The sequence below is a fragment of the Agromyces rhizosphaerae genome, from assembly GCF_027925245.1.
GTDB classification, from domain to species: Bacteria; Actinomycetota; Actinomycetes; order Actinomycetales; family Microbacteriaceae; genus Agromyces; species Agromyces rhizosphaerae.
On record NZ_BSDP01000001.1, the window covers coordinates 3,219,692 to 3,242,885 of the forward strand.

23 protein-coding genes are annotated in these 23,194 nt (G+C 72.4%); 20 read left to right on the forward strand and 3 right to left on the reverse strand.

What is annotated here, in order from left to right; translation table 11 throughout:
- The first annotated feature begins 30 nt into the window (after nt 1-30).
- The gene (locus QMG39_RS15205) at nt 31-2,292 is read left to right on the forward strand and encodes a RelA/SpoT family protein (protein WP_281886449.1); all 2,262 of its coding nucleotides are present in this window, start codon (nt 31-33) and stop codon (nt 2,290-2,292) included.
- On the opposite strand, the gene QMG39_RS15210 is transcribed toward QMG39_RS15205, so the two are convergent.
- The 3 genes from QMG39_RS15210 to QMG39_RS15220 all read right to left on the reverse strand — a co-directional run bounded on the left by QMG39_RS15210 (nt 2,279) and on the right by QMG39_RS15220 (nt 5,065).
- Nucleotides 2,279-2,857, reverse strand: a complete 579-nt coding sequence (locus QMG39_RS15210; protein WP_281886451.1) for a hypothetical protein — start codon at nt 2,855-2,857, stop codon at nt 2,279-2,281. The two genes, QMG39_RS15205 and QMG39_RS15210, sit on opposite strands and share 14 nt — an antisense overlap.
- A 100-nt stretch (nt 2,858-2,957) precedes the next feature.
- Nucleotides 2,958-4,190: a DUF349 domain-containing protein gene (locus tag QMG39_RS15215; RefSeq protein WP_281886452.1), complete on the reverse strand. Its 1,233-nt coding sequence runs from the start codon at nt 4,188-4,190 to the stop codon at nt 2,958-2,960.
- An 89-nt stretch (nt 4,191-4,279) separates the two neighbouring features.
- Complete coding sequence (locus QMG39_RS15220) at nt 4,280-5,065, reverse strand: peptidylprolyl isomerase (RefSeq protein WP_281886454.1); 786 nt, start codon at nt 5,063-5,065, stop codon at nt 4,280-4,282.
- 113 nt (nt 5,066-5,178) lie between these two features.
- On the opposite strand from QMG39_RS15220, the gene QMG39_RS15225 reads away from it, so the two are divergent.
- From QMG39_RS15225 to QMG39_RS15315, 19 genes are all read left to right on the forward strand, one after another.
- The gene (locus QMG39_RS15225) at nt 5,179-6,597 is read left to right on the forward strand and encodes a replication-associated recombination protein A (protein ID WP_281886456.1); all 1,419 of its coding nucleotides are present in this window, start codon (nt 5,179-5,181) and stop codon (nt 6,595-6,597) included.
- Between the two features lie 201 nt (nt 6,598-6,798).
- A complete protein-coding gene (rpsD, locus tag QMG39_RS15230) occupies nt 6,799-7,428 on the forward strand; it encodes a 30S ribosomal protein S4 (RefSeq protein ID WP_281886458.1) in 630 nt (209 codons plus the stop codon).
- A gap of 169 nt (nt 7,429-7,597) precedes the next feature.
- Nucleotides 7,598-7,894: an ATPase gene (locus QMG39_RS15235; RefSeq protein WP_281886460.1), complete on the forward strand. Its 297-nt coding sequence runs from the start codon at nt 7,598-7,600 to the stop codon at nt 7,892-7,894.
- A 61-nt stretch (nt 7,895-7,955) separates the two neighbouring features.
- A complete protein-coding gene (gene alaS / locus QMG39_RS15240) occupies nt 7,956-10,610 on the forward strand; it encodes an alanine--tRNA ligase (RefSeq protein ID WP_281886461.1) in 2,655 nt (884 codons plus the stop codon).
- Nucleotides 10,607-11,083 (forward strand): Holliday junction resolvase RuvX, encoded by a 477-nt coding sequence (gene ruvX, locus QMG39_RS15245; RefSeq protein ID WP_281886463.1) that lies wholly within the window; start codon nt 10,607-10,609, stop codon nt 11,081-11,083. The genes alaS and ruvX overlap by 4 nt, the downstream gene beginning before the upstream one ends.
- A 4-nt stretch (nt 11,084-11,087) precedes the next feature.
- Nucleotides 11,088-12,488, forward strand: a complete 1,401-nt coding sequence (gene mltG / locus QMG39_RS15250; RefSeq protein ID WP_281886465.1) for an endolytic transglycosylase MltG — start codon at nt 11,088-11,090, stop codon at nt 12,486-12,488.
- Entirely contained in the window at nt 12,481-13,335 is an 855-nt protein-coding gene (locus QMG39_RS15255) for a shikimate dehydrogenase (protein ID WP_281886467.1), read from the forward strand. Before mltG ends, QMG39_RS15255 begins: the two co-directional genes overlap by 8 nt.
- A gap of 5 nt (nt 13,336-13,340) precedes the next feature.
- Nucleotides 13,341-14,561, forward strand: coding sequence for a chorismate synthase (gene aroC / locus QMG39_RS15260; RefSeq protein WP_281886469.1), 1,221 nt, complete (start codon nt 13,341-13,343; stop codon nt 14,559-14,561).
- Nucleotides 14,554-15,069: a shikimate kinase gene (locus tag QMG39_RS15265; RefSeq protein WP_281886471.1), complete on the forward strand. Its 516-nt coding sequence runs from the start codon at nt 14,554-14,556 to the stop codon at nt 15,067-15,069. The genes aroC and QMG39_RS15265 overlap by 8 nt, the downstream gene beginning before the upstream one ends.
- Nucleotides 15,066-16,151, forward strand: coding sequence for a 3-dehydroquinate synthase (aroB, locus tag QMG39_RS15270; RefSeq protein ID WP_281886473.1), 1,086 nt, complete (start codon nt 15,066-15,068; stop codon nt 16,149-16,151). Before QMG39_RS15265 ends, aroB begins: the two co-directional genes overlap by 4 nt.
- On the forward strand, nt 16,148-17,521 hold the full coding sequence (locus QMG39_RS15275) for a DUF5684 domain-containing protein (RefSeq protein ID WP_281886475.1): 1,374 nt from the start codon (nt 16,148-16,150) through the stop codon (nt 17,519-17,521). The genes aroB and QMG39_RS15275 overlap by 4 nt, the downstream gene beginning before the upstream one ends.
- Nucleotides 17,522-17,526: 5 nt before the next feature.
- Nucleotides 17,527-17,967, forward strand: coding sequence for a type II 3-dehydroquinate dehydratase (locus QMG39_RS15280; protein WP_281886476.1), 441 nt, complete (start codon nt 17,527-17,529; stop codon nt 17,965-17,967).
- Nucleotides 17,968-18,066: 99 nt separating this feature from the next.
- The gene (gene efp, locus QMG39_RS15285; RefSeq protein ID WP_281886478.1) at nt 18,067-18,630 is read left to right on the forward strand and encodes an elongation factor P; all 564 of its coding nucleotides are present in this window, start codon (nt 18,067-18,069) and stop codon (nt 18,628-18,630) included.
- On the forward strand, nt 18,630-19,043 hold the full coding sequence (gene nusB / locus QMG39_RS15290) for a transcription antitermination factor NusB (RefSeq protein WP_281886480.1): 414 nt from the start codon (nt 18,630-18,632) through the stop codon (nt 19,041-19,043). The genes efp and nusB overlap by 1 nt, the downstream gene beginning before the upstream one ends.
- A complete protein-coding gene (locus QMG39_RS15295; protein WP_281886482.1) occupies nt 19,040-19,711 on the forward strand; it encodes a DsbA family protein in 672 nt (223 codons plus the stop codon). The genes nusB and QMG39_RS15295 overlap by 4 nt, the downstream gene beginning before the upstream one ends.
- Nucleotides 19,712-19,834: 123 nt before the next feature.
- Entirely contained in the window at nt 19,835-20,377 is a 543-nt protein-coding gene (gene pyrR, locus QMG39_RS15300; RefSeq protein WP_281886484.1) for a bifunctional pyr operon transcriptional regulator/uracil phosphoribosyltransferase PyrR, read from the forward strand.
- The gene (locus QMG39_RS15305) at nt 20,374-21,327 is read left to right on the forward strand and encodes an aspartate carbamoyltransferase catalytic subunit (protein ID WP_281886486.1); all 954 of its coding nucleotides are present in this window, start codon (nt 20,374-20,376) and stop codon (nt 21,325-21,327) included. Before pyrR ends, QMG39_RS15305 begins: the two co-directional genes overlap by 4 nt.
- Nucleotides 21,324-22,643 (forward strand): dihydroorotase, encoded by a 1,320-nt coding sequence (locus tag QMG39_RS15310; RefSeq protein ID WP_281886488.1) that lies wholly within the window; start codon nt 21,324-21,326, stop codon nt 22,641-22,643. Before QMG39_RS15305 ends, QMG39_RS15310 begins: the two co-directional genes overlap by 4 nt.
- Nucleotides 22,636-23,193 (forward strand): PH-like domain-containing protein, encoded by a 558-nt coding sequence (locus QMG39_RS15315; RefSeq protein WP_281886490.1) that lies wholly within the window; start codon nt 22,636-22,638, stop codon nt 23,191-23,193. Before QMG39_RS15310 ends, QMG39_RS15315 begins: the two co-directional genes overlap by 8 nt.
- Nucleotide 23,194 lies beyond the last annotated feature (1 nt).

The window sequence follows — 23,194 nt, forward strand, 5'->3', positions numbered from 1 at the left end:
AGCGGCGATAATGAAGGCGGAGGTGGTGCGATGGTGAGCGAGTCACCCGTCGCGACGGGCAATCCGTCGCTGCGCCGCCTCGTGCCGCGCATCTTCTCGAAGGCGCAGCCCTCGGGGGCGGTCGACACGCTGCTGCGCACGGTGCGCATGCACCATCCGAAGGCCGACCTGGCGGTGATCGAGCGCGCGCACGCGGTCGCCGAGCGGGCCCACGAGGGCCAGAAGCGCAAGAGCGGCGAGCCGTACATCACGCACCCGATCGCGGTCGCGCAGATCCTCGCCGACCTCGGGATCGGCTCGAAGACCGTCGCGGCGGCGCTGCTGCACGACACCGTCGAGGACACCGAGTATCGGCTCGACGAGCTCCGCGACGACTTCGGCGACGAGATCGCGATGCTCGTCGACGGCGTGACCAAGCTCGACAAGGTCAAGTACGGCGACTCCACCCAGGCCGAGACCGTGCGCAAGATGATCGTCGCGATGTCGAAGGACATCCGCGTGCTCATCATCAAGCTGGCCGACCGCCTGCACAATGCGCGCACGTGGGGCTTCGTGCCCGCGGCATCCGCCACCCGCAAGGCGACCGAGACGCTCGAGATCTACGCGCCGCTCGCGCACCGGCTCGGCATCCAGACCATCAAGTGGGAGCTCGAGGACCTGAGCTTCGCGGTGCTCTACCCCAAGCTGTACGCCGAGATCGAGAGCCTCGTGCGCCAGCGCACGCCGCAGCGCGAGGAGTTCGTGCAGACGGTCATCGACCTGGTGAACGACGACCTCAAGGCGGCCCGCATCCGCGGCAAGGTGGTCGGCCGCCCGAAGCAGTACTACTCGATCTACCAGAAGATGATCGTGCGCGGACGCGAGTTCGACGAGATCTACGACCTCGTGGGCATCCGCGTGCTCGTGAACTCGGTGCGCGACTGCTACGCGGTGCTCGGCGCCATCCACGCGCGCTGGACCCCGCTGCCCGGTCGGTTCAAGGACTACATCGCGACGCCCAAGTTCAACCTGTACCAGTCGCTGCACACCACCGTGATCGGGCCCAAGGGCCGCGCGGTGGAGATCCAGATCCGCACGCACGAGATGCACCAGCGCGCCGAGTACGGCGTCGCTGCGCACTGGAAGTACAAGGAGCAGGTCAACGGCAAGGCCAACGACCAGAAGGCGGTCGGCGACGCCGACATGGCCTGGCTCGCGCACATCTCCGACTGGCAGGCGGAGACCGCCGACCCGGGTGAGTTCCTCGACTCGCTGCGCTACGAGATCGGCGCGAAGGAGGTCTACGTCTTCACCCCGAAGGGCCGGGTCATCGGCCTGCCGGCGGGTGCGACGCCGATCGACTTCGCCTACGCGGTGCACACCGAGGTCGGCCACCGCACGATGGGCGCGAAGGTCAACGGGCGCCTCGTGCCGCTCGAGACCCAGCTCACCAGCGGCGACGTCGTCGAGGTGTTCACGTCGAAGAACCCCGACTCGGGGCCCAGCCAGGACTGGCTGAACTTCGTGAAGTCCCCGCGGGCGCGCAACAAGATCCGCCAGTGGTTCACCAAGGAGCGGCGCGACGAGGCGATCGAGCAGGGTCGCGACTCGATCGCGCGGGCGATGCGCAAGCAGAACCTGCCGCTGCAGAAGCTCATGGGCCAGGACTCGTTCGCCGAGGTGGCGGCGCAGTTGCGCTATGAGGACGTGAGCTCGCTCTACGCGGCGGTGGGCGAGGGGCACATCTCGACCCAGTCGGTGCTCGAGAAGGTCATCTCGCTGGTGCGCGACGAGGACGAGGACGAGGCGACGGATGTCCCGCTGGCGAACATGCCGCGGCCCTCATCGGTGTCGCGGAGCTCGGACTCCGGCGTGCTCGTGCGCGGCGCCCCCGACATCCTCGTGAAGCTCGCGCGGTGCTGCACGCCCGTGCCGGGCGACGAGATCGTGGGCTTCATCACCCGCGGCTCGGGCGTCTCGGTCCACCAGGCCTCGTGCCACAACGTGCAGGGCCTGCTCCGCGAGCCCGAGCGCATGATCGACGTCGAGTGGGCGCCGAGCTCGAAGGGCGTCTTCCTGGTGCAGATCCAGATCGAGGCGCTCGACCGGGGCGGCCTGCTCTCCGACGTCACCCGCGTGCTGAGCGAGCACCACGTGAACATCCTCTCGGCGACGGTGTCGACGTCGACGGACCGCCTCGCGATCAGCAAGTTCGTGTTCGAGATGGGGGACACGACGCATCTCGACCGCGTCCTCAACGCCGTGCGGCGCATCGACGCGGTCTACGACGTCTACCGCGTCAGCGACGGCTGACGAGGCTCGTCGCACCGCCGGTGGAGGCGATCTCGTCGTCGAGCCGGTCGAGCACGGCCCGCTTGCCGGGGAGCCGGCGATGTCCGGACACCCGGTCCCGGAACTCGGCGAGGCCGATGCCCGCATCGGCGAGCAGCCGGAGTGCGGCGACCCGGTGATCATGCGCGACCGAGGCCGCACGGAGCAGGTCGAACGCGGTGCGGGCAGGGGTGGTCGCGGCGGCCGGACCCCACCGCTCGATCTCCGCCTCGTCGAGCTGCAGCTCGCTGAGCTCGCAGCGCACGGTCGGGTCGATGCCGCGGCGGGCGCCGATGCGCACGCACACCTGCGGCACCGGGGGAGCGGCAGCGACCGCGCCGTGCACCCACGCCGCGGTCATGCGCGCCGCGATCACGTCGCGTCCGACCGCGAGGCGCACCGACCGTGCGCGCTGCTCGGGCCGGTCGGGCTCGTCGATCGGCGCCCAGCCCGCGGGCAGTGCCATCACCTCGCCGTCGATGCGCAGCGCGCACAGCTCCGCGAGCGGGAGGTCGTGGGCGGACAGCAGCGAGGGAAGCCGGCTCATGTCGACATCGTGGCCCGCCGCATCCGCTCAGCGCAGGGGGGCGCGTCACCTGTGGACAGCCGACCTGCACCCGCCCTGTGGAGGACGGAGCTCGCCGGCGTCAGCCCGAGATCGCCTTGAGCCACGCCTTGCGCGCGGCGAGGGCCTCCTCGGCCTCGGTGACGGCCTTCGTGTCCTTGCGGGCACGAGCGTCGGCCAGGTCGGACTCGAGCTGCTCGATGGCCTCCTCGAGCTGGCCGGCCAGCCCCTCGGAGCGCGCCTTCTTCTCGGGGTCCTCGCGCTCCCAGCGCTCGTCCTCGAGTGCGCGCACGGCGTTCTCGATCTTCCGCAGCCGGTCCTCGACGGTGCGCAGCTGCGCCCGCGGCACCTTGCCGATCTCGTCCCAGCGGCGCTGGAGGTCCGTGAGGGTCGCGCGTGCCTTCGCGGCATCCTTGGCCTTCAGCAGCGGCTCCGCCTCATCGAGCAGCGCGAGCTTGGCGGTGAGGTTCTCCTCGAACTCGGCGTTCTCGGCCGCATCGACCTCGGCCTTCGCCTGGAACAGCACGTCGCCGGCGGCCTTGAACCGCGCCCACAGCGCGTCGTCCTGCTTCTTGCCGGCCCGGCCGGCGCGCTTCCAGTCGTCGAGCAGTCCGCGGTACTCGGGGATGCCATCGGCGCCGCGCGGTGCGAGCTGCTCGGCGCGCTCGATCAGGCGCTGCTTGGCGGCGCGCACCTCGCGGTGCGAGGCGTCGAGCTCGGCGAAGAACGCCTTGCGGTGCGTCTCGACGGTCGAGCGCGCGGTGCGGAACCGCTTCCAGAGCTCGTTGGCCTGGCCCTTCGGCAGGCGCGGGCCCTCCTGCTGGTGCTTCTGCCAGCGCGCGAAGAGCCCGTCGAGCGTGGCGGTCGCCTGCTTCCACTGCGTCTTGGCGGGGTCGGCCGCGGCGAGGGCCTCGGCCTCCTCGACGATCGCGGTGCGCTCGGCGATCGCGGCCTCGAGTGCCTGGGCGGCCTCGGCCTTCTGCTGCTCGGTCTGCTCGCCGACGGTGCCCGACAGGGCCTCGAGCCGGCTGCGCAGCGTGGCGAGGTCGCCGACCGCGTTCGCCTCGGCGACGGTCTCCTGGAGGTGCGCGACGGCCTTCGCGACGTCGGCCGCCGACGCGCCCGCGCGCGAGCGCTGCTCGAGCAGCGTCACCTGGCCGGCGAGGTCCGCGTACTTGCGCTCGAAGTAGGCGAGCGCCTCCTCGGGGGTGCCGTCGGGGTACTGGCCGACGGCGCGCTCGCCGTCACCGTCCGTGACGTACACGGTGCCGGTCTCGTCGACGCGACCCCACTGCTGCTGATCTGATTGAGACACGGCCTCACCTTGTCGGAACTTCCCGGCGCCGTCGAACGGGCGACGCCGCCCCCAAGCCTATTGCACCGCCACCGGGCGGTTTTCCCGCGTTACTCGATCGTGAACGCGGTGATCGTCGTGGGCACCGCGGGCGCCCCGTCGGTCGCCCCGCCCTCGACGCCCGCGTCGGTGATCGATGCGCGCAGGTCGTCGAGGCCGTCGGTCACCTGCCCGATGACCGTGTAGCCGCCGGCCTCGTCGGGCGTGAGCGTCGTGTCCTCGTAGACGATGAAGAACTGGCTGCCGTGGCTGTACGCGTCGAACGACTGGCGGGCCATCGCGATCGTGCCGGCCGGGTAGAGGTCGTCCTCCGGTGCGTTCTCGATCGGACCGTAGCTGTACCCGGGGCCGCCGGTGCCGTCGCCGATCGGGTCGCCGCACTGGAGCACCCAGATCGTGCCGTCGGTGAGGCGGTGGCAGCTGACGCCGTCGTAGAAGCCGGCCTGGATGAGCGAGACCTCGGACGCCACGGCCTGCGGTGCGGCCGCGCCGTCGAGCTCGACCGCGAGCTCCACGTCGTCGTTGAGCGAGAGCACGCCGGTCCATGTGCGGTCCTCGGCGAGCTCGGGCGCGGGCACGTCGCCCTGGTTCTCGCCCTCGGCGGCCGTGGCGGCGGGCGTCTCGGTGGCCTCCGCCTCGACCGGCGCGCCGGGACCCGCGGAGAAGTAGGCGATCTGCACGACGGTCGCGATGACGAGCACCAGCACCAGCACGGCGCCGGCGATCCAGTTGTCGCGCACGCGGCGGCGTTCCTTGTGCTCGTGGACGTGCCTCCGGGCGCGGTACGCGCGCAGGCGCTCCCGCTCGACGCGTTCCTGCGTGTTCTTCGCTGCCACGGCGCTCCTCGTGCTCGTCGGTCCGGATGCACTCTAGGCGAGGCGTCCGCGCCGGTCCAAGCGGGCCGCGGCGGGCCGCGACCGGCGTCGGACCCCGCCGTTACGCTGGGAGCATGGTCGAGTCCGCCCCGGGGCTGCGCTCCGGCGCGACGCCCCTCGCCGTGCGCATGCGTCCGACGAGCCTCGACGAGGTCGCCGGCCAGCGGCACCTGCTGACGCCCGGGTCGCCGCTCGTCGCGCTCGCGGGCGACGCGTCCGGCAGGTCGGGCTCCGTGTCGGTCATCCTCTGGGGGCCGCCGGGCACCGGCAAGACCACGCTCGCCCAGGCCATCGCGCGCTCCTCGGGCCGTCGGTTCGTCGAGCTGTCGGCCGTCTCCGCCGGCGTGAAGGACGTGCGGCAGGTCATGGAGGAGGCGCGCTCGAGCCGCGACCTCTACGGCGTCTCGACGGTGCTGTTCCTCGACGAGATCCACCGCTTCACCAAGGCGCAGCAGGACGCGCTGCTGCCCGGCGTCGAGAACGGCTGGGTGATCCTCGTCGCCGCCACCACCGAGAACCCGTCGTTCTCGGTCGTCTCGCCGCTGCTGTCGCGCTCGCTCCTGCTCACCCTCGAGCCGCTCGACGACGACGACCTCGGCGTGCTGGTCGACCGGGCCGTGGCCGACCCGCGGGGCCTCGGGGACGCGGTGGTGCTCGAGGCCGACGCGCGGGCTGCGCTCATCCGGCTCGCGTCGGGCGACGCGCGTCGCGCACTGACGGCGCTCGAGGCGGCGTCGGTCACGGCCGCGAGCGAGCGGCCCGACGAGGCATCCGGTGCCGACGGCGTCGACGACGCGGCCGAGGGTGAGACGGATGCCCCTGAGCCGGCCGACTCCGACGCAGCCGCCGCCGAGACCAAGCCGGTCATCACCGCCGAGCTCGTCGCTCGCGCGGTCGATCGCGCGCTGCTGCGCTACGACCGGAACGGCGACGAGCACTACGACGTGATCAGCGCCTTCATCAAGTCGGTGCGCGGGTCCGACGTCGACGCCGCGCTGCACTACCTCGCGCGCATGATCGAGGCGGGGGAGGACCCGCGGTTCATCGCGCGGCGCATCATCGTGCTCGCCTCGGAGGACATCGGGATGGCCGACCCGCAGGCGCTCCAGGTCGCGGTCGCCGCGGCCGACGCCGTGCAGTACATCGGGATGCCCGAAGGGCGCATCCCGCTCGCGCAGGCCGTCGTGCACCTCGCGACGGCGCCGAAGTCCAACGCGGCCTACCTGGGCATCGACAGGGCGATCGCCGACGTGCGCGCGGGCCACGCCGGCCCGGTGCCGAAGCACCTGCGCGACGCGCACTACCCCGGGGCGAAGCGGCTCGGCCACGGGAAGGGGTACGCGTACCCGCACGACGACCCCGTGGGAGTCGTGCGCCAGGACTACCTGCCCGAGGGCCTGGAGCGCGCCCGCTACTACCTGCCGGGCGACCACGGGAACGAGCGCGAGATCGCCGCGCGCCTGGAGCGCCTGCTGAAGATCGTCCGGGGATGACGGGCCGGGTTCGGCCGGGGCATCCGCTTCGTGCTACCATCGATGCGGCCTGAAGCCAGGTCTCAGCGAGCGGCTGCGCAGAGATCCACGGCGAACGGATGCGACCTGTAGCCGGTCGCCCCCAGGCATATCCCTCATACTTCCTCCCGTGCGTCGCGCCCGGGAGTCCACACGTACGAGCATCCCCTCCGAAAGGAACCCGTGTCCACCACGTCACGCACCCGTAGCAAGACCCGCCTGTCGCGCGCCCTCGGCATCCCGCTGACCCCGAAGGCCGCGCGCCACATGGAGAAGCGCCCCTACGCACCGGGCGAGCACGGCCGCACCAAGCGCAAGGCCGACTCCGACTACGCCATCCGCCTCCGCGAGAAGCAGCGCCTCCGGGCCCAGTACGGCATCCGCGAGAAGCAGCTCCGCATCGCCTACAACGAGGCGAAGCGCACCGAGGGCGCCACCGGCGAGAACCTCGTCGAGCTCCTCGAGATGCGCCTCGACGCCCTCGTGCTGCGCGCCGGCTTCGCCCGCACCATGGCGCAGGCCCGCCAGTTCGTCGTGCACCGTCACATCCTCGTCGACGGCAAGCTCGTCGACCGCCCCTCGTTCCGCGTCAAGCCGGGCCAGACCATCGGCGTCAAGACCCGCTCCGAGGGCACCGAGCCCTTCCAGGTCGCGGCCGCCGGCGGTCACGTCGACGTGCTCCCCAAGACCCCGGGCTACCTCGAGGTCGAGCTCGACAAGCTCCAGGCGAAGCTCGTGCGTCGCCCGAAGCGCGCCGAGGTCCCCGTGACCTGCGAGGTCCAGCTGGTCGTCGAGTACTACGCGGCTCGCTGACGAACCCGTCTCCCGAAGGGGGTCGTGGCATCTGCCACGGCCCCCTTCGTCGTCTCGCTATCCCATCGATTGCGGGTGTGCAACCGGGCCGACAGGCGGATCGACGCCACTAGACTGGTCCTCGGCGCGCCGCGTCGCAGGCACACGAGCAGCAGTGAAGGAGACCGTAATGAAGAACATCCTCTGGTTCACCGTCGGCGTCGCGGCCGGGTTCGTCGCCGCGCACCAGGTCAACAAGACCCAGCAGGGCCAGCAGTTCTTCGCGACCGTGGATGCACGGGCGAAGGAGTTCGGCAAGGCCGTGGCCGACGGCTACCACGCTCGCGAGGCCGAGCTGCGCGCGATGGTGGACGACGTCATGTCGACCGCCAAGGACGCCGCGGCCGAGGCCGCCGAGGAGGTCGCGGACGCGGCCGAGGATGTCGTCGAGGCCGCCGAGGACGCCGCCGAGGACGCCAAGTCCTAGACGCGCGACGCCGCACCACCACGCCCGCTCGCGCGGGTGACGATCATCCCTGAACGGAACCATGCAGACTGCCGACATCCGCCAGCGCTGGCTGGACTTCTTCGCCCAGCGCGGCCACACCGTCGTCCCCTCCGCGTCCCTCGTGAGCGACGACCCGACACTCATGTTCACCGTGGCCGGCATGGTGCCGTTCGTTCCGTACCTCACCGGCGTGGTGCCGGCGCCGTTCCCGCGCGCGACCAGCGTGCAGAAGTGCATCCGCACGAACGACATCGAGGAGGTCGGGCGCACGCCGCGCCACGGCACCTTCTTCCAGATGAACGGCAACTTCTCGTTCGGCGACTATTTCAAGGAAGGCGCGATCGGGTACGCCTGGGAGCTGCTGACCTCGTCGGAGTCCGACGGCGGGTACGGGTTCGACGAGCGCGACCTGTGGGTGACCGTCTACAAGGACGACGACGAGGCCATCGACCTCTGGAAGAAGATCGCCGGCCTGCCCGACGAGCGCATCCAGCGACTCGACAAGGACACGAACTACTGGTCGACCGGCCAGCCGGGCCCGGCTGGCCCCTGCTCGGAGATCTTCTTCGACCGCGGGCCCGCGTACGGCGTCGACGGCGGCCCGGCCACCGACGACGACCGGTACGTCGAGATCTGGAACCTCGTCTTCATGCAGTACCTCATCGAGGACGTGCGGTCGAAGACGGACTTCCGCATCGTCGGCGAGCTGCCGAAGAAGAACATCGACACCGGCATGGGCCTCGAGCGCGTCGCGTTCCTGAAGCAGGGCGTCGACAACATGTACGAGATCGACCAGGTGCGCCCGGTGCTCGATGCCGCCGCGGAGCTCTCCGGCCGCCGGTACGGCGCCGACCACGAGGACGACGTGCGGATGCGCGTGATCGCGGACCACGTGCGCTCCTCGCTCATGCTCATGAGCGATGGCGTCGCGCCGTCGAACGAGGGCCGCGGGTACATCCTGCGGCGCCTGCTGCGCCGGTCGATCCGCGCGATGCGACTGCTCGGCGTCGACGGGCCGACGTTCGGCACGCTGTTCGGCGCGTCGCGCGACGCCATGAAGGCCGCGTACCCCGAGGTCGAGCACGACTACGGGCAGATCTCGCAGCTCGCCCTCGGCGAGGAGGAGACCTTCCTGCGTACGCTCTCCGCCGGCACGTCGATCCTCGACCTCGCGGTCGGCTCGACCAAGGAGGCGGGCAGCACCGCGCTGCCGGGCGACACGGCGTTCCTGCTGCACGACACGTACGGCTTCCCGATCGAGCTCACGCTCGAGATGGCCGACGAGGCGGGCCTGTCCGTCGACCGGGCCGCCTTCGACACCCTGATGGCCGAGCAGCGCTCGCGCGCCAAGGCCGACGCGAAGTCGAAGAAGAAGGCGCTGGCCGACCTCTCCGTGTACGCCGACCTGCGCGCCAAGGGTGAGACCGTCTTCACGGGCTACACCGACCTCACGACCGAGTCGACCGTGCTCGGGCTGCTCGTCGGCGGCCGGCCGGTCGCGGTCGCGAGCGCGGGGCAGACCGCCGAGGTCGTGCTCGCCGAGACGTCGCTCTACGCCGAGGCGGGCGGCCAGGCGGCCGACCAGGGCCTGATCGTCGGCGACGGTTACGAGCTGAAGGTGCTCGACGTGCAGAAGCCCGTGAAGGGCCTGATCAGCCACACGGTCGAGGTCGTGAGCGGCGAGGTCGCCGCGGGCGATCGCGCCACCACGCTGGTCGACGAGTCGTACCGCCGCGGCGCCACGCAGGCGCACTCGGGCACGCACGTCATCCACGCCGCCCTGCGCCAGGTGCTGGGCCCGAACGCGCACCAGTCGGGTTCGTTCAACAAGGCCGGGTACCTGCGCCTCGACTTCGGCTGGAACAGCGCGCTGTCGGCCGAGACCCGCAGCGAGATCGAGGAGATCTCGAACAACGCCGTGCGCGACAACCTCGAGGTCGTCACCCGAGAGATGCCGCTCGCCGAGGCCAAGGAGCTCGGCGCGATGGCGCTGTTCGGCGAGAAGTACGGCGACACCGTGCGCGTCGTCGACATCGGCGGCCCGTGGTCGCGCGAGCTCTGCGCGGGCACGCACGTGCGCACGAGCGCCGAGATCGGCATGATCAACCTGATCGGCGAGTCGTCGGTGGGCTCGACCAACCGGCGCGTCGAGTCGCTGGTCGGCCTCGACGCGTTCCGCCGGTTCGCCGCGGAGCGCGCGCTCGTGTCCGAGCTCACGACCAACCTCAAGACCCCGCAGGACCAGCTGGTCGACCGGGTCAACGAGCTCGTGCAGTCGCTGAAGACGGCCGAGAAGCGCATCGCACAGTACGAGGCGCGGGCGCTCGGCGACCGCATCCCGTCGATCGCCGAGAAGGCCGCCCGGGTGGGGCAGACACGCCTGGTCGCGGAGGACCTCGGCGAACTCGGCTCGGGCGACGACCTGCGCATGCTCGCCACGGGCGTGCGCGAGAAGCTCGGCACGGATGCCGCCGTGGTCGCGCTCACCGCGGTCGTGAAGTCCCGCCCGGTGGCGATCGTCGCGACCAACCCCGCCGCGCGCGAGCAGGGTCTGAAGGCGGGCGCGCTCGCCAAGCAGATGGCCGGCGTGCTCGGCGGCGGCGGTGGCGGCAAGGACGACCTCGCCCAGGGCGGCGGCCAGGACGTCCAGGCGATCCCCGCCGCGCTCGAGGCCGTGCGCCGGGCGGTCGCGTGACCCTCCGCCCGGGGGTCAGGCTCGGCGTGGACGTCGGCCGGGCGCGCGTGGGCGTGGCCCGCTGCGACCCGCACGCGATGCTCGCGACCCCGGTGGAGACCGTGCCGCGCGACGACGAGTCGGGCGCCGACCTGCGCCGCATCGTCGAGCTCGCGAACGAGCTCGAGGCGATCGAGATCGTCGTCGGCCACCCGCTGTCGATGTCGGGTCAGGCGACGGCCTCGACCGAGGACGCGGTGGCGTTCGCCGGCCGGCTGGCCGCCGCATCCGCCGCCCCGGTCCGGCTCGTCGACGAGCGGCTCTCGACCGTCTCGGCGCACTCGGCCCTGCGCAGCGCGGGCAAGCGCACCAAGCAGCACCGGCCGGTGGTCGATCAGGTCGCGGCCGTTATCATTCTCCAGCACGCCCTCGACGCGGAGCGGGCCGCCCCGAACCCGCCCGGAACCGTCGTCGCCCCGAACGAAGGACGCTGAGCCCGTGTCATATCCCCCGCCGAGCGACGGTCGTCGCGGCCGGTCGCACCACGACGACGGGCTCGACTGGGACCAGATGCTCTCCGGCCAGCCGGGTGGCGGTGCGGGTCGCGCCGAGCGCCCCGAGCAGCCCGCGGCGCAGGCGCCGCAGGGCCGGCCCATGACGCGCCGGGAGATGCGCGAGGCGGAGGCGGCCGCCGCGGCGCGCGGGCGCAAGGCGCCGGCCTCGAGGCGCGAGGCGCGCCAGGCCGAGGCGCCCGAGCCGCAGCAGGCGCCGGCGCGGCGCACGACCGCCGCCGAGCCGGGGCCGCTCGAGTTCGGCGACGACCACGAGCCGACCGAGCGCCGGCGCGGCGGCTGGGGCTGCCTCGTGGTGCTGCTGGTGATCGTCGGCGTGCTGGTCGGCGGCTACTTCGCCGTGCAGGCACCGCTCGCCGCGTTCATGGAACGTTTCGAACCGGCCCCCGACTACACCGGTACCGGCACCGGCGAGCTCGTCTTCATGATCGAGGACGGCGACACCGGCGAGGACATCGCGCGCAACCTGCACGACCAGGGCGTCACCGCGTCGTTCGACGCCTTCTACGAGCTGATCCTCGAGCAGAACCCCACCTTCTTCCCGGGCGCGTACCAGATCGCGACCGAGATGAGCGCCCAGTCCGCGCTCGACGCGCTGCTCGACGACGCGAACCGACTCGAGAACACGTTCGTGATCACCGAGGGGATGTGGGCGGAGAACGCACTGTCGGCTGCGTCGCAGGGCACCGGCATCCCGGTCGACGAGCTGCAGGCGGCCGCGGCCGACCCGGCCGCGCTCGGCCTGCCCGCCGAGGCAGAGACCGTCGAGGGCTTCCTGTTCCCCGCGACCTACACGTTCGGCCCCGATGCGACGGCCGACGAGGTGATCCAGACGCTCGTCGACCGCCAGTTCCAGGCCCTCGACGAGGCCGGGGTCGCGCCCGAGGACCGCTGGGAGACGATCATCATCGCCTCCATGCTCGAGCGCGAAGCCGGCCTGCGCGAGGACTACTACAAGGTCTCGCGGGTCATCCAGAACCGCCTCTCCGACGCGTCGCCCACGAACGGGCTGCTCCAGTTCGACTCGACGGTGCACTACGGCATCGGTGAGGACGGCGTGATCACCACCACCGACGCCGAGCGCGCCGACGCCTCGAACCCGTACAACTCGTACGTGCACCCGGGCCTGCCGCCCGGGCCGATCGGCAACCCCGGCGACCTCGGCATCGACGCGGCGCTGAACCCGGCCGACGGCACCTGGGTGTACTTCGTGACGGTGAACCTCGACACGGGCGAGACGGTGTTCAGCACCACGCTCGGCGAGCACGAGGCGGCCGTGCAGCAGTACCTCGCGTGGCTCGCCGACCACCCCGAGTACGGTGGCTGAGCTTCCCCGCGGCAGGCGACTCGCGGTGCTCGGCTCGCCGATCGTGCACTCGCGGAGCCCGGTGCTGCACCGTGCCGCGTACGGCGAGCTCGGCCTCGACTGGACTTACGAGGTCATCGAGATGACCGGCGAGGGCATCGCCCCGTTCGTGCGCGCGCTGCGCGAACCGTGGCGCGGGCTCTCGCTCACGATGCCGCTGAAGCGGGACGTGATCCCGGCGCTCGACGGCATCGACCGGGTCGCCCGGCTCACGAACGCCGTGAACACGGTGCTCTGCGCGGACGACGGCCGCCGGCTCGGGTTCAACACGGATGTCGCGGGCATCGTGCGCGCCCTGCGCGAGCGGGGCGTCGGCGACGTCGGCCGGGCCGTGCTGGTGGGCGCCGGGGCGACGGCGACGTCGGCCCTCGTCGCGCTCGCGGAGCTCGGTGCCGAGTGGGTCGAGGTCTACGCGCGCACGCCGGAGAAGGCGGCCGGCCTGGTCGCGCTGGGCGGGGAACTGGGCGTGGCGGTGCATCCGCTGCACCTCTCGGGCCTGGCCGCGGCCGACGGCGCGTCCCTCGCGGTGAGCTGCCTCCCCGGAGGAACCGCGCCGGGCGTGCCGGTGTCCGACGCGCTCGTGGCGGGTTCGACCCTCTTCGACGTGGCGTACGCGCCATGGCCGACGGCGACCGCGACGGTCTGGGCGGATGCCGGCAGGCCCGTGATCTCCGGTCTGCCGATGCTGCTCCACCAGGCGCTCGTGCAGGTGCGCATCTTCGCGCTCGGCGACCCGGAGGCCGAGCTGCCCGACGAGACGTCCGTGTTGCGCGCGATGCGTCATGCGCTCGGCGACATGGGAGGATAGTCCCCATGCTCCGATGGCTCACCGCGGGGGAATCGCACGGCCCCGAACTCGTCGCGATCCTCGAAGGACTCCCGGCAGGGGTGCCCGTGCTCCTCGACGACATCCGCTCCGACCTCGCCCGCCGCAAGCTCGGGTACGGCCGCGGCGCGCGCATGAAGTTCGAGCAGGACGAGCTCGCGATCTCGGGCGGCGTGCGCCACGGGCTGAGCCTCGGCAGCCCGGTCGCCGTGCGCATCGGCAACACCGAGTGGCCGAAGTGGACCGAGGTCATGAGCCCCGAACCGGTCGACCCCGAGAAGCTCTCGCGCGGACGCGGCGCACCGCTCACCCGACCGCGCCCGGGCCACGCCGACCTCGTCGGCATGCAGAAGTACGGCTTCGACGAGGCCCGCCCGGTGCTCGAGCGCGCGAGCGCCCGCGAGACCGCCGCCCGCGTCGCGCTCGGCGCGGTGGCCCGCTCGTTCCTGTCGGAGCTCGGCATCGAGCTGGTCGCGCACACCATCGCGATCGGCCCGGTGCGCGTGCCCGAGGGTCGCCCGCTGCCCGCACCCGACGACGTCGACGCGCTCGACGCCGACCCGCTGCGCTGCTTCGACGCCGAGACCTCCGAGCGCATGGTCGCCGAGGTCGACCTCGCGCACAAGGAGGGCGACACGCTCGGCGGCGTCGTCGAGGTGCTCGCCTACGGCGTGCCCCCGGGGCTCGGCTCGCACGTGCACTGGGACCGCAGGCTGGACTCGCAGCTCGCGGCCGCGCTCATGGGCATCCAGGCCATCAAGGGCGTCGAGGTCGGCGACGGCTTCCTGACCACGACCCGCCGCGGGTCGGAGGCGCACGACGAGCTCGACCTCGACGACGGCCTCATCTCGCGCGTGAGCGATCGTGCCGGCGGCACCGAGGGAGGCATGTCGACGGGCACCGTGCTGCGCGTGCGCGCCGGCATGAAGCCGATCGCGACGGTGCCGCGCGCGCTGCGCACGGTCGACGTCGCCTCGGGGGAGGCCGCCACCGCGCACCACCAGCGCTCCGACGTGTGCGCCGTGCCCGCCGCGGGCGTCGTCGCCGAGGCGATGGTCGCGCTGACGCTCGCGAACGCGGTGCTGGAGAAGTTCGGCGGCGACTCGGTCGCCGAGACGGCCCGCAACCTGCGCGGCTACCTCGAGGCCATCCCCGAGCGGCTCGCCACCCGCGTGGCATCCGCCGCGACCGTCGACGCGGATGCCTGAGCGGCCGCTCCCGCTCGTGCTCATCGGCCCGATGGGATCGGGCAAGACCAAGCTGGGGCGGCGCGTCTCGGCGCGCCTCGAGCTGCCGTTCATCGACACCGACGCCGACGTCGTGGCGAAGCACGGGCCGATCCACGAGCTGTTCGCGCGCGAGGGCGAGGCGTCGTTCCGGGCCAAGGAGCGCGAGGCGGTGGCCGCGGCGCTGCGCGAGCGCGCGGTGGTCTCGCTCGGCGGCGGCGCGGTGCTCGATCGCGACACGCAGCACGACCTCGCCGGGGCATCCGTCGTGCGGCTGCTGGTCGACGAGGCCACGGTCGCGGCGCGGCTCGGTGCCGGCGGCGCGCGCAGGCCGCTGCTCGACGGCGGCGGCATCGACGCGTGGGCCCGCATCGCCGCCGAGCGCCGGCCCGTCTACGACGCCCTGGCCGACCTGGTCGTCGACACGAACCGGGGCACGGCCGCACAGCTGACCGACCTGATCTGCGACTGGTGGAGGAACGACGCGTGACCGACGAGACGACGACGATCCGGGTCGGCGGGCCCGACGACGGCTACGACGTGCGGGTGGGCCGCGGCATCACGGCCGACGGCGTGGCCGAGGCGCTCGGCGGCGGGGTGTCGAAGGTGCTCATGGTGCATCCGCCCACCCTCGGCGCGAAGGCCGCGGCGCTCCGCGAGGCGCTGCTCGGGCGGTACGACGTGCTGCTCGCCGAGGTGCCCGATGCCGAGGCGGGCAAGCGCGTGGAGGTCGCCGCGTTCTGCTGGCAGGTGATGGGGCAGGCCGACTTCACCCGCAGCGACGCGGTGATCGGGTTCGGCGGGGGAGCGGTGACCGACCTCGCCGGGTTCGTCGCCGCGACCTGGCTGCGCGGCGTGAAGCTCGTGCAGGTGCCGACCACGGTGCTCGGCATGGTGGACGCGGCCGTCGGCGGCAAGACGGGCATCAACACCGCAGAGGGCAAGAACCTCGTCGGCGCCTTCTACGCGCCGTCCGCGGTGCTCTGCGACCTCGACCACCTCGACACGCTCTCGACGAACGAGATCCTGGCCGGCTTCGCCGAGATCGTGAAGGCGGGGTTCATCCGGTACCCGGAGATCCTCGACATCATCGAGGCGGATGCCGCCGCAGCGACCGATCCCGCGACGCCGGAGTTCCGCCGCGTCGTCGAGCTCGCGATCACCATGAAGGCCGAGGTCGTCAGCGAGGACTTCACCGAGCAGGGCCTGCGCGAGATCCTCAACTACGGCCACACCCTCGGGCACGCCATCGAGCACGCCGAGCGCTACCAGTGGCGCCACGGCGCCGCGGTCGCGGTGGGCATGATGTTCGCCGCCGAGCTGTCTCGCCTCGCCGGGCGGCTCTCCGACGAGGTCGTCGACCGGCACCGCCGGGTGCTCGACCTGCTGAGCCTCCCGACCACCTACCCCGTCGGCCGCTGGAACACGCTGCTCGCCACGATGCAGCGCGACAAGAAGGCGCGCGGTGCGATGCTGCGCTTCATCGTGCTCGACGATCTCGCCAAGCCCACGGTGCTGCAGGCGCCCGAGGCATCGCTGCTGTTCGCGGCGTACCAGGAGATCGGTTCGTGAGGGCCGGCAGGGTCGCGGCGATCGCGGCCCTGGCGGTGGGCATGCTGCTGCCGGTCGCACCGGTGGCCGCTGCGGAGTCCGAGCCGCAGCTCGCCGCGCCGGGCGAGCTGGAGTTCGGCACGTGCGTCGACCTGGTCGAGTACGACGGCTCCGGCGTGGTCACCGACGTGACGCTCGCGTCCTGCGACGTGCCCCACGACGCCGAGGTCTACACGCGGTCTGCGGTGCACGGCGAGTACCCGGGCGCGGATGCGCTCGTCGAGCGCGCCGCGACCGTGTGCGACCGGGCGATGCACGGGACCGACGTGTACCTCGAGGAGACCGGCCTGGAGGCCGTGTACCGCATCCCCGACGCGGAGGACTTCGCTGCGAACGGGTTCATCGAGTGCCTCGCGGTCGACCGCCTCGGGGCTCCGCTGGCCACGACCCTCGCCGCCGCCGACGAGGCCGGCACGCTCATCGACCCGAGCCTCGTCGAGGTCACGGAGGTCGCCGTCGGGGAGTGCTTCACCCTCGCCATCGCCGGATCGGGCGAGCAGGTCGCCGTCGCGCGGGTCGTCGACTGCGCGCAGCCGCACGACGCGCAGCTCTACCACCGCGAGGTGATCCCCGAGCCCTATCCGGGTCAGGACGAGACGCTGGCGATCACGAACGACGTCTGCGATTCGTGGTTCGACCCGGAGTGGGGCGTCGGCGGCGGCGTGGCGCTGTCGTGGACGGCGTGGTACGCGACGCGCGCGTCGTTCCGGGACTCGCCGACGATCGAGTGCGCGGCGGTGCACTTCGGCGGCGCGCCGCTCGTGGGCGACGTCGCCGGGGACGTGGCCCTCGCGGACCCGGACGACGCCGAGGTGCTGGACTACGCCTACAGCGAGGACGCCTACGGGTGGGCGGCGCTCTGGCTGACCACCGTCGTCGGCATCACGCTGGTGATCGTCGTCGTCTCGCTCATGCTCGGCTGGCTGCTCGTGGGCGCGGGCCTCACCGTGCTGTTCGGTCGCGTCGGGATCCCGCCGTGGCGGGCCTGGGTGCCGTTCCTCCGCACGTTCTCCTGGTTGCGCCTCGGTGGGCAGCCGGGCCACCTGACCTGGCTGCAGCTCGTACCGGGTGGATCCTGGGTCACGTCGATCTTCCTCTGGATGGGCATGCACCGGACCGGCATCGCATTCGGGCGCGACGGCGGCTACGTCGCGCTCGGCGTGCTGGTGCCGTTCGCCTGGGCGCTCGCGGTCGGCAACGACCGGCCGTATCGACCGGAGCTGATCGTGGCGCAGGGGTACCCGCCGCCGACCGAGGGCACGCAGCCGCAGGAGCCCGAGCCGTGGTCGCCCGGGCCCGCACCGAGGCCGCCCGCCTCGCCGGTAGGCTGACGACCATGACGACGGTGCTGGTGCTGAACGGACCCAACCTCGGCCGGCTCGGCACGCGCGAGCCCGAGGTCTACGGGTCGGCGACGCTCGACGACATCCGCGCGGACCTCGAGGCATCCGCCCCCGCCGGCATCGAACTCGAGCTGCGCCAGACCGACCACGAGGGCGAGCTGATCGGCTGGCTGCATGAGGCGGTCGACCGCGGTTGCCCCGTGGTGCTGAACCCCGCCGCGTTCACGCACTACAGCTACGGCATGCGCGACGCGGCCGCGATGGTCTCGAAGTCCGGCCTGCCGCTCATCGAGGTGCACCTGTCGAACCCGCACTCTCGGGAGGCGTTCCGCGGCTACAGCGTCGTGTCCGAGATCGCGACCGGCGTCATCGCCGGGTTCGGGCCCGACTCCTACCGCCTCGCGATCGACCAGATCGGCCGTCTGATCGGGTGATGCATTGGGCCGTAGGCCCGCCCGGCGTCTAGACTGCTCTGCGGGCCGCAGCCGATTCGGCGCGCCCGCGGACTTTCTCTATCGAAACGGAAACACAACATGGCGAGCACTGCGGACATCAAGAACGGCGTCGTCCTGAGCATCGACGGACAGCTCTGGACGGTGATCGAGTTCCAGCACGTCAAGCCCGGCAAGGGCGGCGCGTTCGTGCGCACCAAGCTGAAGAACGTCGTCTCGGGCAAGGTCGTCGACCGCACCTACAACGCCGGCGCCAAGGTCGACATCCAGAACGTCGACCGTCGCGACTACACCTACCTGTACAACGACGGCGAGAGCTTCGTGTTCATGGACGCCACCGACTACGACCAGGTCAGCGTGACCGACACGGTCGTCGGCGACGCCAAGAACTACATGCTCGAGAACCAGCCGGTGACCATCGCCATGCACGACGGCAACCCGCTGTACCTCGACCTGCCGGCATCCGTCGTGCTCGAGATCACCTACACCGAGCCGGGCCTCCAGGGCGACCGCTCGACCGGCGGCACCAAGCCCGCGACCCTCGAGACCGGCTACGAGATCCAGGTGCCGCTGTTCCTCGAGACCGGCACCAAGGTGAAGGTCGACACCCGCAGCGGCGACTACCTCGGACGCGTGAACGACTAGTGAGCGCCCGCACGAAGGCGCGCAAGCGCGCGCTGGACATGCTCTACGCGGCGGACCTCCGCGAGGTCCCGGTCGAGCGCGTGCTCGCCGACGAGGCGGAGCGCGCAGCCGGCGAGCCCGAGCGGCAGGCGTCGTGGCTCTACGCCCGCGAGATTGTCGACGGCGTGATCGACCACCGCGCCGAGATCGACGAGCTCATCACGTCGCATTCACGCGGCTGGACGCTCGAGCGCATGCCCGCGATCGACCGCGCCGTGCTGCGCATCGCCGTGTGGGAGATCGTCCACAACGACGAGGTGCCCGACGGCGTCGCGATCTCGGAGGCGGTCGAGGCCGTGACCGTGCTCTCGACCGACGACTCGGCCGGCTTCGTGAACGGCCTGCTCTCGGCGGTGGCGGGGGACCGCTCGTGATCCGCCGCGCCGGAGTGCTCCTCGGCGCTGCGGCGCTCGCGCTCGTGCTCGCCGGCTGCGCCGCCGACGAGGGTACAGATGCCACACCCACGGACCTCCCCGCGGGCACGGTCGGCGCGGCGCACCTCGACGACCTCGCGTTGGTTGTCGGCACGGGCGACATCGCCGTATCCGCGTACGTCGACCCGTTCTGCCCGCACTGCGCGCTGTTCGAGGACGCCGCGGGCGACGTGCTCGCCGAGCTCGTCGCGGACGGCACGATCACCTACTCGATCCACCCGATGAACTTCCTCGACCGGTCCTCCGACACGGCGTACTCGTCGCGCGCCGGTTCGGCGATGACCTGCGTCGCCGCCGAGCAGCCGGACGCGCTGCTGCCGATGGTCGCCGCGGTGTTCGAGAACCAGCCGACGGATGCCGCGGGGCTCGACGACGACGCGCTCGCATCGCTCGCCTCGGGAGTCGGCGCGCCGGGCGCTGCGGACTGCATCGCCGCGAACACGTACGTCGACTGGGTGCAGGCGTCGAACGACGCCGCGCTGACCGGGCCCATCGAGGGCGCCGAGATCGAGCGCATCGAGGGCACGCCGACCCTGCTGGTCGACGGCGCCGCCTACACCGGCGAGTTCGACGGCGAGGCCGTGCGCGCCTTCATCACCGGCGAGTGAACCCGCCGCGCCCGCCGTCGGGCGCACCCCCCGGCCTGCGCGGAACGCACAGGAACCGCTGGTAGGATCGACGAAACCGACATCCTTTGAAGTCCGTCCCGTGAGGCGGAGAAGGGAGTCCGCATGGCTGTGCGCCCCGTGCTGCAGCAGGCCGACATCGAACGCGCGCTCACGCGCATCGCCCACGAGATCCTCGAGTCGAATCGCGGCGCCGACGACCTCGTCATCCTCGGCATCCCGACGCGCGGCGTGATCCTCGCCGCCCGCATCGCCGAGATCATCCGACGCATCGAGCCGAACGCCCCCGCCGCGCTCGCGGGCTCGCTCGACGTGACCATGTACCGCGACGACCTGTCGCACACCCGCACGCGCACGCCCGCGCCGACCGACGTGCCGGTCGGCATCGACGACCGCACGGTCGTGCTCGTCGACGACGTGCTCTACTCGGGGCGCACCATCCGCGCGGCACTCGACGCGCTGGCCGACATCGGACGGCCCCGCGCGGTGCGACTGGCGGTGCTGGTCGACCGCGGGCACCGCGAGTTCCCGATCCGCGCCGACTTCGTGGGCAAGAACCTGCCGAGCGCCGCGAGCGAGCGCATCAACGTGCACCTGCGCGAGGTCGACGGCGAGGACGGCGTCTCGATCGAGGGGGGCGTGCGATGAGGCACCTGCTCTCGACCCGCGACCTCGGCCGCGAGCAGGCGATCGAACTGCTCGACATCGCCGAGGACATGGCCGCCGTGCAGCAGCGCGAGGTGCGCAAGCTCCCGACGCTGCGCGGCCGCACGGTCGTGAACCTCTTCTTCGAGGACTCCACGCGCACCAGGGTCTCGTTCGAAGCGGCGGCGAAGCGGCTCTCGGCCGACGTGATCACCTTCAGCGCGAAGGGCTCGAGCGTCTCGAAGGGCGAGAGCCTCAAGGACACCGCGCAGACGCTGCAGGCGATCGGTGCCGACGCGGTGGTCGTGCGCCACCAGGCATCCGGCGCCCCCCAGACCCTCGCGACGAGCGGCTGGATCGACGCGGGCGTCGTGAACGCCGGCGACGGCACCCACGAGCATCCGACCCAGGCCCTGCTCGACGCGTTCACGATGCGCCGGCGCCTGCACGGCGACGCGTCGCGCGGGCGCGGCCTCGACGGCGCGCGCGTGGTGATCGTCGGCGACGTGCTGCACTCGCGCGTGGCCCGCTCGAACGTCTGGCTGCTCGACGCGCTGGGCGCCGAGGTCACGCTCGTCGCCCCGCCCACGCTGCTGCCGGTCGACGTCTCGGCGTGGCCCGCGCAGGTCGGCTACGACCTCGACGCGGCGATCGACGCCGGCCCCGACGCGGTGATGATGCTGCGCGTGCAGGCCGAGCGCATGCACGCCGCCTTCTTCCCCAACAGTCGCGAGTACTCCCGCACCTGGGGGCTCGACGACGCCAGGTTCGCGCGACTGCCGCGGACTACCATGGTCATGCATCCGGGGCCGATGAACCGGGGTTTCGAGATCGCGGCGTCGGCCGCCGACTCGGCCCAGTCCACGGTGCTCGAACAGGTTGCGAACGGAGTTTCGGTGAGAATGGCTGCCCTGTACCTGCTGCTGTCCGGTGAGCGGGAGGAGGCGGCGTGAGCCGCACGCTCATCCGCGGCGCGACCCTGGTCGACGGCACGCGGGGCGACGTCCTGCTCGATGGCGGCCTGATCGCCGAGATCGGCTCGGTGGCGGATGCCGCGGGCGCGACGATCATCGACGCCGACGGCCTCCTGGCCCTGCCGGGTCTCGTGGACCTGCACACGCACCTGCGCGAGCCGGGGTTCGAGCAGAGCGAGACCGTGCTCACCGGCAGCCGCGCGGCCGCGGCGGGCGGCTACACGGCCGTCTTCCCGATGGCGAACACCTCGCCCGTCGCCGACACGGCCGGCGTGGTCGAGCAGGAGCTGCGCCTCGGCGAGGACGCGGGCTACGTCACCGTCCAGCCGATCGGCGCGGTCACGGTCGGCCTCGCGGGGGAGCGGCTCGCCGAGCTCGGCGCGATGGCCGCCTCGCGGGCGAAGGTGCGCGTGTTCTCCGACGACGGCCTCTGCGTCGCCGACCCGCTGCTCATGCGCCGGGCGCTGGAGTACGTGAAGGCCTTCGACGGCGTGATCGCGCAGCACGCGCAGGAGCCGCGCCTCACCGGGGGCGCGCAGATGAACGAGGGCGCCCTGTCGGGCGAGCTCGGCCTGCGCGGCTGGCCCGCGGTCGCCGAGGAGGCGATCATCGCGCGCGACGCGCTGCTCGCCGAGCACGTCGGCAGCCGGCTGCACGTCTGCCACCTCTCCACGGCGGGCTCGGTCGAGGTGGTCCGGTGGGCGAAGGCCCGCGGCATCCGCATCACCGCCGAGGTCACCCCGCACCACCTGCTGCTCACCGACGACCTGGTCGCGAGCTACGACGCCCGGTACAAGGTCAACCCGCCGCTGCGCACGGCCGCCGACGTCGAGGCGCTGCGCGACGCGCTGGCCGACGGCACGATCGACATCGTCGCGACCGACCACGCGCCGCACCCCGCCGAGTCGAAGGAGTGCGAGTGGGATGCCGCGGCCAACGGCATGGTCGGGCTCGAGTCCGCCCTGTCGGTCGTGCACGAGGCCATGGTCGAGACCGGCCGCTTCGGCTGGGAGGACGTGGCCCGGGTCATGTCGTCCGCGCCCGCGCGGATCGGCAGCCTGGCCGGCCACGGGCACGCGCTCGAGGCGGGCGCGCCCGCCGAGCTCACGCTCTACGACCCGACCGTGCGCGCCGAGTTCGGCGTCGGCTCGCTCGCGGGCCGCAGCCGCAACTCGCCGTACCTCGGCCGAACGCTGCCGGGACGCGTGGTCGCGACGTTCCACCGCGGAGTGCCGACCGTGCTCGACGGCGAGGTGCGTCCGGCGGACGAGGTCGCGGGAGGCGCCCGTGGATAACTACGCGATCGGCGGCATCGTCGTCGCCGTCATCGTCGCGATCGTGGTCGCGCTCATGCTCGTCTCCTGGCGCGCGCGCCGCCGGCGCGACGCCGGCATCGTCGACCACCCGCAGCCGGGCGAGCCCGGGGCGGTCGTGCTCGAGGCGCCCGTCATGCACGTGGCGACCACGCCGCACCGGCGCCCGGTCGAGCGGCTCGCGCCGCGCGGGCTCGGCTTCCGCGCGGCGGGCCGCATCGACGTGCGCGAGGACGGCGTGCTGCTCGACCTGGTCGGTGAGGCGCCGGTCTACCTGCCGGCCGACGCGCTCGTCGAGGTGACGACCGCGAGCTGGGCGATCGACCGCGGCGTGGAGCCCGAGGGGCTCATCGCCGTCGCGTGGCGCGCCGGGACGGCCGCCGACCACGACGCCGACACTCCCGACGACCTGGTCGTCGACACATATCTCAGGGCCCAGCGGGTCGGCGACGCCACCCGCATCGTGGAGGCCCTCAGCACACTCGCCGGGGCCGATGCGGCCGCCGGCGGCGACAACGGAAGCGAGGCCTGAC

Bases quoted from the DNA above. Each gene is read 5' to 3' on its own strand.
- alaS (WP_281886461.1), top strand. From the start codon at position 7,956: ATGCAGACTGCCGACATCCGCCAGCGCTGGCTGGACTTCTTCGCCCAG.
- efp (WP_281886478.1), top strand. From the start codon at position 18,067: ATGGCGAGCACTGCGGACATCAAGAACGGCGTCGTCCTGAGCATCGAC.
- QMG39_RS15225 (WP_281886456.1), top strand. From the start codon at position 5,179: ATGGTCGAGTCCGCCCCGGGGCTGCGCTCCGGCGCGACGCCCCTCGCC.
- pyrR (WP_281886484.1), top strand. From the start codon at position 19,835: ATGGCTGTGCGCCCCGTGCTGCAGCAGGCCGACATCGAACGCGCGCTC.
- QMG39_RS15235 (WP_281886460.1), top strand. From the start codon at position 7,598: ATGAAGAACATCCTCTGGTTCACCGTCGGCGTCGCGGCCGGGTTCGTC.
- QMG39_RS15205 (WP_281886449.1), top strand. From the start codon at position 31: ATGGTGAGCGAGTCACCCGTCGCGACGGGCAATCCGTCGCTGCGCCGC.
- QMG39_RS15280 (WP_281886476.1), top strand. From the start codon at position 17,527: ATGACGACGGTGCTGGTGCTGAACGGACCCAACCTCGGCCGGCTCGGC.
- QMG39_RS15210 (WP_281886451.1), bottom strand. From the start codon at position 2,857: ATGAGCCGGCTTCCCTCGCTGCTGTCCGCCCACGACCTCCCGCTCGCG.
- QMG39_RS15265 (WP_281886471.1), top strand. From the start codon at position 14,554: ATGCCTGAGCGGCCGCTCCCGCTCGTGCTCATCGGCCCGATGGGATCG.
- aroC (WP_281886469.1), top strand. From the start codon at position 13,341: ATGCTCCGATGGCTCACCGCGGGGGAATCGCACGGCCCCGAACTCGTC.
- QMG39_RS15305 (WP_281886486.1), top strand. From the start codon at position 20,374: ATGAGGCACCTGCTCTCGACCCGCGACCTCGGCCGCGAGCAGGCGATC.